We start from the raw sequence: 15,092 nt of genomic DNA, 5'->3' as shown, positions 1-15,092 counted from the left end.
CGCCGGGCCTTCGGGAGATGCCATGCTGATCGACTTCTTCTACACCATGCGCGCGGCCAAGCTGCCCGTCTCGGTCAAGGAGTTCCTGACCCTGCTGGAGGCACTGCAGGCCGGCGTTGTCGGCCCCAAGAGCGAGGACGCCTGGAGCCTGGACGACTTCTACCACCTGGGTCGCACCGTGCTGGTCAAGGACGAGAAGCACTACGACAAGTACGACCGCGCCTTTGCCGCCTACTTCAAGGGCGTGGAGATGGTGGCCGACCTCACGCGCGAAATTCCCCAGGACTGGCTGAAGAAGCTGCTGGAGCGCGAGCTCTCGCCCGAGGAAAAGGCCGCCATCGAGGCCATGGGCTGGGACGAGCTGATGGAGACGCTCAAGAAGCGGCTCGAAGAGCAAAAGGAGCGACACGAAGGCGGCAACAAGTGGATAGGCACGGGCGGCACCAGCCCCTTCGGCCACGGCGGCTACAACCCGGCCGGCGTGCGCATCGGCGGGCCGGGCCGCAACAAGAGCGCCGTCAAGGTCTGGGAGCAACGCGCCTACCGCGACTACGACGACACGCAGGAGCTGGGCACGCGCAACATCAAGGTCGCGCTGCGCCGGCTGCGCAAGTTCGCCCGCGAAGGCGGCGAGCTGGAGCTGGACCTGCCCGACACCATCCGCAGCACGGCCGCCAACGCGGGCTACCTGGACATCAAGATGATCCCGGAGCGCCACAACAACGTGAAGGTGCTGCTGCTCATGGACGTGGGCGGCACCATGGACGAGCATGTGCAGCGCGTGGAAGAGCTGTTCTCCGCCGTCAAGAGCGAGTTCAAGCACCTGGAGTTCTACTACTTCCACAACTGCGTCTACGACTTCATGTGGAAGAACAACCGCCGCCGCTTCGCCGAGAAGTTTCCGACCTGGGACATCATCCGCAAGTACAACAAGGACTACAAGCTGATCTTCGTGGGCGACGCCACCATGAGCCCCTACGAGATCCTGCAGCCCGGCGGCAGCGTGGAGTACATGAACGAGGAGCCCGGCGCCGAATGGCTGCAGCGCCTGACGCATGCCTTCCCGCGCTTTGCCTGGATCAACCCCGAGCCGCCTGGCGTCTGGCAGTACCGCCAGAGCATCAGCATCATCCAGCAGCTCACGGGCAACCGCATGTACCCTTTGACACTCAAAGGTCTGGAAGACGCCATGCGCCTGCTGTCAAAATAGGCTGATGCCCAAGCTCCCCCCCGCAACAGCGCCGGCCCGAGGGCCGGCGTTTTTGTTTCTGTTGAGTGCAGCCCTGATGCTCGGTGGCTGCAGCCTCCTGCCGTCCAAGAATGATGACAAGGACACGGACCCGTCGCTGATTGCAGCGACCGGCGACCCGGCCTTCTCGCTCGTCGTCGATGCGCCCAAGGAAGTGCGCGAGCTGCTGGAAAAGCACCTCGAACTGCGCCGCTACCGCTACCAGAGCGATCTGCAGCGGCGCGAGCTCACGCGGCTGCTGGGCGCCACCGACGCCAACGTGCGCGACCTGATCGGCACGCTGGGCTACTTCAGCCCCACGGTCACGGTGGAGATCAAGGAAACGCCCGAATCCGAAGAGGCCCCGCTGCAGGTAACGGTCAAGGTGGACCCGGGCGAGCCCGCCACCATTGCGCGCAGCCAGGTGCGCTTTGCGGGCGTCAATGCCGATGATCCCGACGGCGCCTCCCAGCGCGCCACCATCGAAGAGGACTGGCCGCTGCAGCCCGGCCAGCGCTTCAGCCAGGCCAACTGGAGCCAGGCCAAGAGCCAGGGCCTGCGCACGCTGCAGTCGCGCCGCTACCCGCTGGCGCGCATCGACTCCAGCCTGGCCGACATCGACGCCGACACGCATGAGGCCGATGTCAGCGTGGCCTACGCGCCCGGCCCGGCCTACACCTTCGGCCCGCTGCGCATCGAAGGCGCCCAGCGCTACGACCCCGTGGGCACGGCCCGCATCGCACGCCTGCCCGAGGGCGAGGAATACGACCAGACCGCCCTGGTCGATGCCCAGCTGCGCCTGGCCAGCAGCGGCTACTACGACTCCGTCTTCCTCACGCTGGCCAACGTGCCCCAGCAGGGAGAAAGCGCCGCCGAGGATGAGGAGGCCCTCAAGCGCAAGGGCGCCCAGGTCACCACGCCCGTCATCGCCCAGGTGCGCGAGGCCCAGATGCAGAAATGGGTCTTCGGCGTGGGCATGAGCACCGACACCGGCCCGCGCCTGAGCGTGGACCATATTCACAACCGCCTGCCCTGGCTGGGCTGGCGTGCCGTCACGCGCATGCGTTTCGACCGCAAGAACCCGCTGATCTCCACGCAGTGGACCGCCCTGCCCGATGAAACCCTGTGGCGCTGGTTCACCACGGCCAAGGCCGAGCGCGCGCCCTCGGGCGACTTCGATGTCAACAGCCTGCAGCTGCGCGCCGGCCGCACCAAGTCCGAAGACCACATCGACCGCAACTACTACCTGCAGTACGACTACGCCAAGACCCAGGGCGAGGGCGCCCCCCCGTCCAGCTCGTCGGTCACGGCCAACTACGGCTGGACCGGGCGCTACTTCGACAGCACGCTGGCTCCCTCCTCGGGCTTCGGCTTTGCCTGGGAAGTCGGCGCGGGCACCACGCTCACGCCCCAGCGCACGCCGTTCGGCCGCGTCTCGGGCCGCTGGCTCAGCCTGATTCCCATCGGCGATGTCGATCCCGAGACCAAGCGCCGCAGCCGCCTGGCGCTGCGCGCCTCGGGCGGTGCCTTGCTGGCACGCAAGGATGCCGACCTGCCCGTCACGCAACTGTTCATCACGGGCGGCGACAACACCGTGCGCGGCTACGGCTACCAGAGCATCGGTGCGCGCACCGACAGCGGCAAGGTCATCGGCGGGCGCTACATGGCCGTGGGCAGCATCGAGTGGCAGCGGCCCATCGTCATCAAGGGCAACACGCAGGACTGGGAGCATGCCGTCTTCCTGGACGCCGGCACCGTGGGCGATGCGCCCGACTCCATGTACATGCGCGTGGGCGTGGGCACCGGCCTGCGCTGGCGCAGCCCCGTGGGCCCCGTGCAGGCCGACATCGCCTGGGGCGCCCAGGAAAAACAGCTGCGCCTGCACCTGCGCCTGGGCTTCAACTTCTGACCATGGTGGATTCCCGTTTGAATACCCCTGCCTCCTCCGCCGCGCCAGATCAAAGCCCCCAGGCGTCCCCTCCCCAGCCGGCGCCCCCGCCCGCGCCCCGCCGCCGCCGCTGGCTGCGCGCCCTGCTCTGGTTCTTCCTGGTCCTGGTCCTGCTGCTGGCCGCCCTGCTGGGTTCCGCCTGGTGGTGGAGCGGCCGTGCCGATTCGCTGGCCTACACCCTGCAGCGCGTGGCCGGCTGGCTGCCCGCAGGCCAGAGCCTGCAGGCCAAGGAAGTCACCGGCACCGTGCGCCAGGGCGGGCGCATCGGCTGGCTGCAATGGCAAAGCCCCACCATGAAGGTGGAGCTGCGTGACGCCACCATCGGCTGGCAATTGCGTCCCCTGCTGTCGCGCACCGTGCGCCTGGGCGAAGTGCGCATCGCCGAGCTGAGCATTGCCAGCACGCCCGACCCCGAGGACAAGAAACCCGTCGAGCCACTGCAGCAGCTCGTGCTGCCCGTGAAGATCGACGTGCCCTTCCATGTGGAGCGCATCGTCTGGCAAGGCCCGCCCCAGGCCGAGGTGCTGGGCCTGCAAGGCCACTACGTCTACGACGGCAGCGAGCACCAGCTGGACGTGCGCGACCTGCAATGGGCCGATGGCAACTACCAGGCCAGGCTGCGCCTGCAGGCCCGTGCGCCCATGGCCATCCAGGCCCAGCTGCAGGGCGACCTGCAGGCGCCGGCCCTGGCTTCGGATGACGAGGCCTCCACGGCCAAGGCCCCCAAACCTGCACCGCTGGCCGTGCAGGCCAAGGCACAGATCGACGGCACCCTGGCCACCGCCGCTGCGCAACTGGGCATCAAGCTCCAGGTTGATGCCAAGCCCGGGACGGTGTCCGAGGAAACGCCTGCCCCTCCCGCCGTACAGAAATCCGCCAAGGCCGATGGCAAGAACGGCAAGGCCAGGGAGCGCAAGGAAGCCGCCCTGGTGTCCGAACCCATGCATGCGGACATCGAGGCCAGCATCCGGCCCTGGCAGCCCCAGCCGCTGCAGACCGCGCGCGCCCAGCTCAGCCAGATCGACATCGCTGCCTTCTGGCCCCAGGGACCGCGCACCCGCATCAGCGGCGAATTGCAGGCCGGGCCGGATGGCAAGGCAGCTGATACAGCCCCGGCACCAGCCACAGCACCCGCCACGGAACAGGCATCGGACCAGGCACCAGGCTCGGCCATCGCCACCACCGCCTGGCAGCTGACGACACGCCTGAACAACGCCATGCCCGGTCCCTGGGACCGCCAGCGCCTGCCGCTGGACCAGATCGAGGCCGCGGTGCGCTATGACGGCCAGCAGTGGCTGCTGGAGCAGGCGCAGATCGCCATAGGCTCGGGCAGCATCGACGCCCAGGGCCGCTTCGAGCCCGCCACCAAGGTCTTCGAAGGCCAGGCCAAGATCCAGCGCCTGGACCCCGCCGCGCTCTACAGCATCCTGGAAGCCGCACCGCTGCAGGGCGAGCTGCGCGCCAGCACCACGACCGAGCAGCAGGTGGACTTCAGCGTGGACATCCAGGCCGCAGCTGCGCCCGCGGGCGGCAAGCGCCAGCCCCTGCGCATAGAGAAACTCGCCACCAAGGGCCGCTGGGCCCAGCCCGTGCTGTCGCTGGAGAACCTGCAGCTTGATGCGCTGCAGGCCTCGGTGCGCAGCCGCAGCCTGCAGTTCGACACCGAACAGCAAAAACTGCAGACCGTGCTGAAGGCCGAGCTACCCGGCGCCGAACTCTCGCTGGACGGCCACATCAGCCCCGCCGCAGGCCAGGGCAGCAGCCAGCTCAAGCTGTCGTCACTCACCGCCCTCACGCAATGGCTGCGCAAGCTGCCCGGCATGAAGGACCCGCTGGCCGGCGCCCTGATCGAAGGCCAGGCCCAGCTGGACGCCAGCTGGCGCGGCGGATGGGGCGCACTGCAAAAGCGCATGAAGGCTGCCGTGGGCGACCCGCTTCCCGCCAGCGGCCTGCAACTGCAGGCCGACCTGCAGGCCGCCAAGCTGCGCTACCTGCCCGCCAACACGCCGCCCGAGCAGGCGCTGGAGCTGCCCGAGCTGCGCCTGGCCCTCAAGGGCTCGCCCGAGCAGGCCAGCCTGACCCTCACCGGCCAGGCGAAGCGCGGCACGCAGACCGCGCAGATCGACACGGCACTGCAGGCAGGCCTTGCCACGGCGCGCGGTGCGGCGCCCCTGGACTGGCAGGCCAGCATCGACAAACTGCAGGCCCGGTTGAATCCGGGCCAGGACCTGCCCGGCCCGTGGCAGGTGCAACTGGCGGGCAAGCAGCCCGTGCAGATCGCCCAGCGCACCACGGGCCGTACCGTGCTGTCCACCACCTTCACGGCATCGGCCGGCAGCCTGCAGGTCACGCCGCCCACGCTGGCCCAGCGCCGCGCCAATGCCGAGGCGCCGCAGCCCGTGCTGCTGGCCTGGGACGACACCCGCGCCACCCAGGGCGGCGACGGCCGCTGGGCCCTGCGCAGCACCGGCCGCGCCCAGGCCCTGCCGCTGGCCTGGGTCGATGCCCTGTCCATGGCCGAGGAGCCCCCGCTGGCTGCCATGGGCCTGAGCGGCGACCTGAGCTTCAACGCCCGCTGGGACCTGGACACCACCGGTCCCGCGCTCAAGGCCGAACTGCTGGTCGAGCGTGCCGCCGGCGACCTGCGCCTGGCCGTGGAAGACGGCTCGGGCACCACCGTCATCCACACCACGGGGCCGCGTTCCAGCAAGCCCGGCGAAGTGCGCACCCGTACCGTGCGCGGCGCCGGCATGCGCGCCCACATCAAGCAGGCCCGCCTGAGCGTGCGCGCCCAGGGCGACGACGTGCAGGCCAAGCTCGACTGGGACAGCGAACGCGCCGGCACCCTGACCGCCCAGCTGGGCACGCGCCTGGCCCAGCAAAACGGCACCTGGACCTGGCCCGAGAAGGCCCCGCTGTCCGGCCAGATCGACGCCCGCATGCCCGACATCGGCATCTGGGCGCTGTTCGCCCCGCCCGGCTGGCGCGTCACCGGCTCGCTGCAGGCCAAGGCCGAGATCAGCGGTGACCGCCAGAACCCGCAGTGGCAGGGCAATCTCTCGGCCGACGGCCTGAGCATCCTGTCCGCGCTGGACGGCATCGACCTGCAAAACGGCGTGCTGCGCGCCCGCCTGCAAGGCAACCGGCTGGACCTGACCGAACTGCGCATGCAGGGCGGGCGCGGCAGCAATGCGCGCATCCTGGGCTACAGCGGCAACCTCACCACGGCACCGCGCGAAGGCGGCGAACTCACGGACTCGGGCTTCGTGCGCTGGGACCCGCCCAATGCCGATGGCAGCAACTCCGGCCTGAGCATGGACCTGCGCGCCCAGGCCACCAGGCTGCAGGTGCTGGTGCGGGCAGATCGCCAGGTCAGCATCTCCGGCGGCCTGCAGGCCAAGCTGGAGCAAGGCCAGTTCACGCTGCGCGGCGACCTCACCACCGACCGCGCCACCATCATCCTGCCCGAGGAATCCGCCCCCTCGCTGGACTCCGACGTGGTCGTGCACTCGGCCGCCTCGCGCAAGGCAGAGCAGGAAGCGGCGCGCAAGCAGCAGCAGGCCGACCGCAAGGCCCAGGCCCGCGCGGAAACCATCAAGCTGCCCGACATCCTCGTCAAGCTCGACCTGGGCCGCGACTTCGCGCTGCAGGGCTACGGCATCACCACCCGCCTGGAAGGCGCGCTGGAAGTGCAAGGCCCCACCGTGGCGGGCGGCCCGCCGCGCATCACGGGCGAGATCCGAACCGTGCAGGGCCGCTACCGCGCCTGGGGCCAGTCGCTGGACGTGGAGACCGGCCTCATCCGCTTCAACGGCCCCTACGCCAACCCCTCGCTGGACATCCTGGCGCTGCGCCCGAACATCGCCGTACGCGCAGGCGTGCAGGTGCAGGGCACAGCCAATGCCCCGCGCGTGCGCCTGTACTCCGACCCCGAAATGCCCGATGCCGAAAAGCTTTCCTGGGTGGTCATGGGCCGTGACCCCGCCACGGGCGGCGCCGAAAGCGCCCTGCTCCAGCAGGCCGCGCTGTCCCTGCTCAGCGGCGGGCGCAACAACAGCGGCAAGATCGCCAGCAACCTGGGCCTGGACGAAATCGGCTTCAAGGGACCGGGCGGCGAAGGCTCCACCGGCGCCGCCCTCACCCTGGGCAAGCGCCTGTCCAGCGATCTCTACGTCACCTACGAGCAAAGCCTCTCGGGCGCCATGGGCACGCTGTACATCTTCTACGACCTCTCGCGCCGCCTCACCCTGCGCGGCCAGACCGGGGAAACCAGCGCGCTGGACCTGATCTACACCGTGCGCAAGGACTGACGCCCCAGCGCCCCGCATGCCGCCCTCCCGGCGGTGCGCGGGGCGGGTCCGGCGTGGGTTTACAATCGCCGTTTGCTCCTCTCCGTAGTTCAATGGATAGAACGGGCGCCTCCTAAGCCATTCCGGGTGGTGACATGCGACGCCTAAGTCGTTGATTTCATTAGAAATCAAACCTCTGAAATCCACTCAAATCCACCCAGCTCCAACCCACTCTTGGAACAAATTTGGAACGTGGATCAGGAGCAATAGAAGGCTTAGGACGGTCAGATGAGGCACTGAAAAGCGTGCCCCAGAAGCAAAACAGGTAGCGCACGGCTACCTATTTTTTTGCCTAAAGATAGCTTGATGCTATCCAAGGAGTGAGCCCATAGGACTCGTAGATGGTGCCCCCGACACGAATCGAACGTGTGACCCTCTTCTTAGGAGGAAGATGCTCTATCCACTGAGCTACGGGGGCCAGCGCTGTACTATAGCAGCAGAAAAAGCCCTTAGACAAGAATGAGCTAGAAGATGATAGATCAACAACTCATTGATTATTTGAGAGTAAAGACAACGGGCAAGTTGTTGATGTCACCTGAACAACTGGCAGAAGAAATCGGGATCCCGGCCAAGCAACAATCAAAGTTGCGAAAGGAAGGCAGGTTTCCCATCCCATTCAAGAACATAGGACGGCTAGTCTATTACTCAATCTATGATGTAGCCAACTTCTTGCTCAATGGCGAAACTACGTCTTCCAAGGAAGTTCCGCAGGAAGTGCCCGCGCCCATTGTGATTCAGAAGAAGGCCGTCAAGCCCAAAGCAACTGTTCAGGACTTGTCGCACATCTTCATGCTGCGTGCCTTTGCACAATCCTTGGAAGAGCGTGCTACAGCCATGCTTTCCTTGTCAGAGAACTTGAAGGACTATGCTAACAGAAAGGAAATGGCCGAGAGCTTTCATAAGAAGTTCCCGCCAAAAGGCACTGCCATTCCTTTGGTGAAAAAATAGAACTTCACTAGACAAAAATACTTCATAAATTTAGACGGACTTCCAATGAACATTGCACAAGTAGAAGAAAAAGTTAAGGCGCTTGTAGGAGGCATCAAACAGGCTGATTTCCTGTATGACTTGCTGGAGTGCTACGGCAAGCCCAAAGCCTCCATCACCCGCCTGAAAATGGTTGGCAAGGGTAGTTACAACCTTTCCAAGAATGCCGACGAAGTTCTTTGGAAGAAGCAGGTCTACTTCAAGGCAACGAACAGCGACAAGCTGCTGACCATCATTGATGAGATGAAGCATGCTGACGTGGTTACCAAGCACTCGCCACGCTTCATCGTTGCTATCAACGCCACGCACCTTCTGGCGATTGATACCAAGACCGAAGACACCCTAGACATACTCCTGGCCGAACTGAACAAGAAGTTTGACTTCTTCCTTCCGTGGGCTGGTTTGGAGAAAACACAGGCCCAAGGGGAAAACCCCGCAGATGTCAAAGCCGCCGAAAAGATGGCGAAGCTGTTTGACCTTCTGCGCGACAACAACCCGGCCCTCACCAAAGAAGAAATTCACTGGCAGAACGTGTTCTTGTCCAGAATCTTGTTTTGCTATTTTGCCGAAGACACTGGCATCTTTTCTCCAAAGCTCTTCACCAATCGCATTGGTAGCAGCACGTCCGAAGATGGCAGCGATCTTGACGACTATTTGAGCCGTATATTTGATGTGATGAATCAGGAAAGCCGTGAAGGCGTTCCTGACTACCTCAACTTCCCTTATGTGAACGGCGGCTTGTTTGCCGACAATCTGCCAGTCCCCAAGTTCAACAGGAAATCGCGGGCCATGCTCATTGAGTGTGGTGCGGATCTGAATTGGTCAGAGATCAATCCTGACATTTTCGGCTCGATGATTCAGGCAGTGGTTGACCCTAGCCAACGGGGCAACATGGGCATGCACTATACGTCCGTGCCCAACATCATGAAAGTGATTGAACCTCTCTTCCTCAACGAACTGAAGGAAGAGTTTGAGAAGCATTCGGACAGCAAAACCAAGCTGGAACAGCTTCTTCTTCGCCTGGAACACTTGAAGATTTTTGACCCAGCTTGTGGATCAGGCAACTTTTTAATCATTGCCTACAAAGAGCTTCGTGAGCTTGAAATGGAAGTTTTCAAGCGATTGCAGGAGCTCTCCAAAGAAGGATTGATGCCGCTATCCCGCATCAAGCTTTCCCAGTTCTATGGCATCGAGCTAGACGATTTCGCACACGAAATCGCCATCCTCTCCTTATGGCTCAAAGAACATCAGATGAACCTGAAGTTCAAAGCCACATTCGGCCACTGCAACCCGGCTCTCCCCCTCAAGAGCAGTGGCAACGTCATGAGCGACAATGCCCTTCATGTCGACTGGGACACTTTCCTTGCACCGAAGAAGGAAAGTGAAACCTACCTGCTTGGAAATCCGCCCTATCTGGGAGCACGAAATCAAGAGCCAGAACAGAAAGCCGATCTCGAAGCGATCTTTGAAGGCCACGAAGAATACAAAGACTCTGACTATGTGTGCTGCTGGTTCATCAAGGCAGCAAACTTCATTGCTGGCAAGAACGCGAAGTACGCCTTCGTTGCTACCAATTCAATCTGTCAAGGTGAGCAGGTTGCCTACCTGTGGCCCAGAGTGTTCCAGCCCGGTCTTGAGATCGACTTCGCCTACACCTCGTTCAAGTGGTCCAATTTCGCAAAGAACAATGCAGGTGTGACATGCGTGATCGTTGGAGTGAGGAATGCAGCAGACAAGCCTAAGCTTTTGTTCGGCACCGACAGCTACAAGATAGTAAAGAACATCAATCCCTATCTGATTGAAGGCAAAGATGTCTTCGTGCGTCGCACTTCTGATGTTCTTTCGGAATTTCCCACGATGGTGATCGGGTGCATGGCTCGCGACGGTGGAAACCTCATTCTCAAGCCTGAAGAACGGGACGCCATCGTCAAGCAGTATCCGCAGTCCAAACCTCTGTTCCGTACCCTGTATGGCACACAGGAGTTCATCGACGGAAATCCCCGGCAATGCTTGTGGATCGAGGACGAACAGCTTGACCTTGCCCGTTCTATCCCGCCTATCAAAGCACGCATCGATGCGTGCTTTGACTTCCGCGTGAAGTCCAAGGCCAAGACCACGAACGGCTACGCCAAAATCGCCCACAAGTTTGCACAGCGTGTACAGATCAAGGGCGGTTCCATCATCGTTCCTGCCACCTCTTCTGAGCGACGGGAATATGTGCCGATTGGCTATCTTGATGCCAATGTCGTAATCACTAACTCCGCGAACGTAATCTACAAGCAAGACCCGGTTCTGTTCGGAATCATTGCTTCCAAGCTGCACATTCTCTGGGTACGCACTGTGGGCGGACAGCTTGAAACACGCCTTCGCTACTCCGCTGAGATTTGCTACAACACCTTCCCATTCCCAGCAGTGAACGAGAAGAAGCGACAAGCGGTAGCTGAGAAGGCAATGGCCGTCGTAGCTATACGCGAGGCCTATCCTGAACTGAGCATCAAAGATCTATACGACCCAGACATCATGCCTCCCGATTTGATGCAGGCACATGAAGAACTAGATGTGGTGGTTGAGCAGTGCTATCAGATCAAGCCGTTTTACAGCGACACCGAACGCCTTGAACACCTCTTCAAACTCTACGAAAAAATGATGGAGGCCGAGCATGCCTAATATCGTCGATGTCACCTATGCCCAGACTGGCAAAAGCACCAGCATCAATCAGTATGGCATGCGCGAAATGCAGGAGCGTGCCTTTGAAGCTCGCAATGCCCAGTACCTCCTACTGAAAGCACCGCCAGCCTCTGGAAAGTCCCGCGCCCTCATGTTCATCGCGCTGGACAAGCTCATCAATCAAGGGCAGTCCAAGGCGATCATTGCTGTGCCAGAACGCTCCATTGGTGGTTCGTTTGACAGTGTGGAACTGAGCAAGTTTGGCTTCTTCTCGGACTGGACGGTTGAGCCCAAGAACAACCTTTGCACACCTGGTGGCGATCAAGGCAAGGTCCAAGCTTTCGTGGAATTCCTGAAGAGCGATGCAAAGATTCTGATCTGCACCCACGCCACCCTTCGCTTTGCCTTTGAAGCAGTGGAGGAATCAGACTTTGACAATGTGCTGCTTGCCATTGACGAGTTCCACCATGTCTCTGCTGACGGTGAGAACCGCCTTGGTGAGTTGCTGCGCACCGTGATGGCCAAGTCCGACGTGCACATCGTGGCAATGACGGGTTCCTACTTCCGTGGTGACAGTGTGCCGGTCCTGCTGCCCGAAGACGAAGCCCAGTTCACCAAGGTCACATACAACTACTACGAGCAGTTGAATGGCTACACCTTCCTCAAGTCGCTGGGCATTGGCTACCACTTCTACCGTGGCAACTACACCAAGCGACCAGAACCCGACATTCCCAGCGGTATTGAGGGGGTCCTCAATACCGACCAGAAGACCATCCTCCACATACCCAATGTGCAGTCAGGCGAGTCCACGAAGGACAAGTATGACGAGGTAGACCGTATCCTGGACTTCATCGGCACCGTCACACATCGCGACCCAGATACCGGCGTCATTCACGTCAAACGGCACGGTGATGGCAAGGATCTGAAGGTTGCCGATCTCGTGCATGACGAACCCAAAGCGCGCGAACGAATTGTGGAATACCTGCGCAAGATTGAGAAGCCAGAAGACATGGATCTCATCATCGCCTTGGGCATGGCGAAGGAAGGCTTTGACTGGAAATTTTGCGAGCACGCCTTGACGGTTGGCTACCGTGGTTCGCTTACCGAAATCATTCAGATCATTGGCCGCTGCACACGCGACAGCGACAACAAGAGCCACGCCCAGTTCACCAACCTCATTGCCCAGCCTGACGCCACCGACGACTTGGTGAAGCTGTCCGTGAACAACATGCTCAAGGCCATCACTTGTTCGCTGCTCATGGAGCAGGTGCTTGCCCCGAACTTCAAGTTCAAGACGAAGAGGGATGACGACGACCAAAGCACGGACACCGAAATCAAGGTGCGCGGCTTGAAGGAGCCGACCTCCAAGCGCGTCAAAGACATCATCGAATCAGATCTGAACGACCTGAAGGCCGCGATCCTCTCTGACGACAAACTAGTGAAGGCGCTGCCTGGCAATGTTGATCCCGAAGTGATCAACAAGGTCATGATTCCCAAAATCATCAAGATCAAATACCCCGAGCTGAGCGACGAGGAAGTCGAAGAAGTTCGTCAGCATGTGGTGGTGGATTCAGTCATCAAGAATGGCGAGATCAAGCAGGAAGGCGACAAACGCTTTGTCCGCATGGCCGACAAGTTCATCAATATTGACGACCTGCACATTGACCTGATCGACCGGGTGAATCCGTTCCAGAAGGCGTTTGAAATTTTGTCCAAGTCGCTGACCACGAAAATCTTCAAGGTGATTCAGGACACCATTGAAGCCACACGTGTGCAGATGAGTGACGAGGAAGCCATCCTGCTTTGGCCCAAGATCAAGGAGTTCGTGAAGACCCACGGTAAGGAGCCAAACATTGCTTCGCTTGACCCGTTGGAGCGCCGCATGGCTGATGCAGTGGTCTACCTCAAAGCCCAGCGCCGTCAGCAAGGGGTTTGATTGTGGAGAAGGATGACCTTCTAAAAATCCTGCACGACGATGACATGGGCTTACTGAACGTAAAGCCCAAGCGTGCCGCTATCAGCCTGGATGACCGCCTGTTGGCCTCGTTCCAGCAGATCAACGACTTCTACCGTCAGCACAGCAAAGAGCCAGAGTCCAACCCCTCCAACATCCTTGAGTTCCAACTGTTCAACAGGCTGAAAGGACTCCGCGCCAGCAAGGAGAAATGCGAAGCGTTGCAGGAGGTGGATGAGTTCAAGCTGCTCACTTTCGTACAGCCAGCCAAGCCCATTACCTCAGTGGCCGACATCTTTAAGGATGACTCGTTAGGTCTGCTAGATGACGAGGTAGCAAGCATCTTTGAGCTCAAGCATGTTCCAGTGCTTTCAAAGGAAATGCCCGACAAGATCGCCCAGCGCAAACGCTGTCCAGACTTTGAGCAGTTTGAACACCTCTTCAAGCAATGCCATGCAGACTTGGCCGCCGGGGTTCGTGAGGCACGCGGCTTCACTGGTGAGCAGCAGATCCAGCCTGGTCACTTCTTCATCCTCCACGGCATTACTGCCTATGTGGCTGAAGTCGGTGAGAAGGAAGTGAAGAACGGGAAGGTCAACGCCCGGCTTCGCTGCATCTTTGAGAACGGCACCGAGTCCAACATGCTGCTCCGTTCCCTTGCCACCGAACTCTACAAGGACGAAACCGGACGGCGCATCCTGGACCCGCATGAGAAGGCCCTTGAAGCACTGGAACAGATCAAGGCAGGCGATGAAAAGTCAGGCTACCTCTATGTGCTCCAGTCTCTCAGCAAAGTGCCAGAGATCGCAGACACGAAGAACCTGTTCAAGATTGGCTACTCCACCGTGCCAGTTCCAGAACGGATCAAGAACGCAGCCGAAGAACCTACTTACCTCATGGCACCTGTGAAGGTGGTGGAGGTTTTTGAGTGCTACAACCTCAACCCGCAGAAATTTGAACTTCTGCTACACACCTTCTTCGGCAAGGCATGTTTGAACGTTGATGTCTTTGACAAGCAAGGTAAGCGCTTCTCACCTCGTGAGTGGTTCATCGCCCCCCTTCACATCATTGAAGCAGCGGCGAACATGCTTATCAACGGGGACATAGTAAATTACCGTTACGATCTGAATGCACAAAGCATTGAAGAACGATAAAAATCTTCTTTGTGCAGTTGACGCTGCTTGTTCTTGCTCATAGAGTACGGCCATCAACAAGCCAAGGCACTGTAGTAGTTTGTTGAACACAGCAAGCAACTACAGTCTCAACCACACATTGGAGTATTTATATGGCAGAAGCCAAGAAGCTGTCTCTCGCTGACATCCTTGCCAAGCGCAAGGAGTTTGAGGACATGGTGAAGGCTCAGATGGAAGCTGAACGTCCCGATGCTCTCAAAGCTGTTCAGGAACAGATCAAGCTTTTCAACTTCACTGCTGAAGAGTTGGGCGTGAAGGCTCCTGCTGCTGGCCGAACCTCTGCTGCCCCCAAGGGCACCACTGGTGGCACCCGCGTCATGAGCAAGCCGCTCAAGTCCACCAAAGGTAATGAAACCGGCGTGTGGCTGAACTACCCGCCCAAGTTCTTGGAAGCCGAGGGCTGCTTTGAAACCTACAAGAGTGGCAAGTCCGTTGATGGATGGTTGGTCACTCGTGCTGATAGCAAGGCTAAGGCAAAATTCCTCAAGAAGCTGTCTACTCGAATCGGCACCCCGCCGAACAAGGTTCAACTGGGTGAAGTGACCGAAGCTGAATTCAAAGCAGCGTAAGCCCTACCCACCCAGCAAAAAGCACCCCGAAGGGTGCTTTTTTTGTTTTGTCGCCTGAAATAACCAATTCCATAAGGAGCTCCAGACGCTCTTATTATTTCATAAAAATTTAAGAAGTCAAACAAATTTGACTTTATAGAATAATTTTCGTAAAAGAAAGAGAAGAAATGAAAAATGCCCAAGCGATCAACTTGAGC

8 protein-coding genes and 1 tRNA gene are annotated in these 15,092 nt (G+C 60.3%); 8 read left to right on the top strand and 1 reads right to left on the bottom strand.

Features of this window, described 5'->3' with window-relative positions; all coding sequences use genetic code 11:
• Positions 1–22 precede the first annotated feature (22 nt).
• The 3 genes from KDK82_RS21940 to KDK82_RS21930 are packed head-to-tail and all read left to right on the top strand — an operon-like array spanning position 23 to position 7,486.
• A complete protein-coding gene (locus tag KDK82_RS21940) occupies positions 23–1,210 on the top strand; it encodes a VWA domain-containing protein (RefSeq protein WP_063327138.1) in 1,188 nt (395 codons plus the stop codon).
• A 4-nt stretch (positions 1,211–1,214) separates the two neighbouring features.
• Positions 1,215–3,137: an autotransporter assembly complex family protein gene (locus tag KDK82_RS21935; RefSeq protein WP_179217962.1), complete on the top strand. Its 1,923-nt coding sequence runs from the start codon at positions 1,215–1,217 to the stop codon at positions 3,135–3,137.
• A 2-nt stretch (positions 3,138–3,139) separates the two neighbouring features.
• A complete protein-coding gene (locus KDK82_RS21930; RefSeq protein WP_088166196.1) occupies positions 3,140–7,486 on the top strand; it encodes a translocation/assembly module TamB domain-containing protein in 4,347 nt (1,448 codons plus the stop codon).
• Positions 7,487–7,867: 381 nt separating this feature from the next.
• Here the strand turns inward: KDK82_RS21930 and KDK82_RS21925 are convergent.
• Positions 7,868–7,943, bottom strand: a tRNA-Arg gene (locus KDK82_RS21925).
• A 53-nt stretch (positions 7,944–7,996) separates the two neighbouring features.
• Here KDK82_RS21925 and KDK82_RS21920 point away from each other — a divergent pair.
• From KDK82_RS21920 to KDK82_RS21900, 5 genes are all read left to right on the top strand, one after another.
• On the top strand, positions 7,997–8,473 hold the full coding sequence (locus KDK82_RS21920; RefSeq protein ID WP_088166195.1) for a hypothetical protein: 477 nt from the start codon (positions 7,997–7,999) through the stop codon (positions 8,471–8,473).
• 45 nt (positions 8,474–8,518) lie between these two features.
• Positions 8,519–11,179, top strand: coding sequence for a DNA methyltransferase (locus KDK82_RS21915; RefSeq protein ID WP_088166194.1), 2,661 nt, complete (start codon positions 8,519–8,521; stop codon positions 11,177–11,179).
• On the top strand, positions 11,172–13,115 hold the full coding sequence (locus KDK82_RS21910) for a DEAD/DEAH box helicase (protein ID WP_088166193.1): 1,944 nt from the start codon (positions 11,172–11,174) through the stop codon (positions 13,113–13,115). Before KDK82_RS21915 ends, KDK82_RS21910 begins: the two co-directional genes overlap by 8 nt.
• Before the next feature lie 2 nt (positions 13,116–13,117).
• The gene (locus KDK82_RS21905; RefSeq protein ID WP_218827092.1) at positions 13,118–14,287 is read left to right on the top strand and encodes a GIY-YIG nuclease family protein; all 1,170 of its coding nucleotides are present in this window, start codon (positions 13,118–13,120) and stop codon (positions 14,285–14,287) included.
• A 131-nt stretch (positions 14,288–14,418) separates the two neighbouring features.
• Positions 14,419–14,895: a hypothetical protein gene (locus KDK82_RS21900; protein ID WP_088166192.1), complete on the top strand. Its 477-nt coding sequence runs from the start codon at positions 14,419–14,421 to the stop codon at positions 14,893–14,895.
• The last annotated feature ends 197 nt before the right edge of the window (positions 14,896–15,092 follow it).

Source organism: Delftia sp. K82, assembly GCF_002193035.1.
Classification (GTDB): Bacteria; Pseudomonadota; Gammaproteobacteria; order Burkholderiales; family Burkholderiaceae_C; genus Comamonas; species Comamonas acidovorans.
The sequence above is the reverse complement of the archived record's forward strand: the minus strand, read 5'-3'. Positions and strand labels throughout refer to the sequence as shown.

Excerpts from the sequence above, each read along its gene's own strand:
- KDK82_RS21935 (WP_179217962.1), top strand. The coding sequence starts at position 1,215 with ATGCCCAAGCTCCCCCCCGCAACAGCGCCGGCCCGAGGGCCGGCGTTT.
- KDK82_RS21900 (WP_088166192.1), top strand. The coding sequence starts at position 14,419 with ATGGCAGAAGCCAAGAAGCTGTCTCTCGCTGACATCCTTGCCAAGCGC.
- KDK82_RS21920 (WP_088166195.1), top strand. The coding sequence starts at position 7,997 with ATGATAGATCAACAACTCATTGATTATTTGAGAGTAAAGACAACGGGC.
- KDK82_RS21915 (WP_088166194.1), top strand. The coding sequence starts at position 8,519 with ATGAACATTGCACAAGTAGAAGAAAAAGTTAAGGCGCTTGTAGGAGGC.
- KDK82_RS21930 (WP_088166196.1), top strand. The coding sequence starts at position 3,140 with ATGGTGGATTCCCGTTTGAATACCCCTGCCTCCTCCGCCGCGCCAGAT.
- KDK82_RS21940 (WP_063327138.1), top strand. The coding sequence starts at position 23 with ATGCTGATCGACTTCTTCTACACCATGCGCGCGGCCAAGCTGCCCGTC.
- KDK82_RS21910 (WP_088166193.1), top strand. The coding sequence starts at position 11,172 with ATGCCTAATATCGTCGATGTCACCTATGCCCAGACTGGCAAAAGCACC.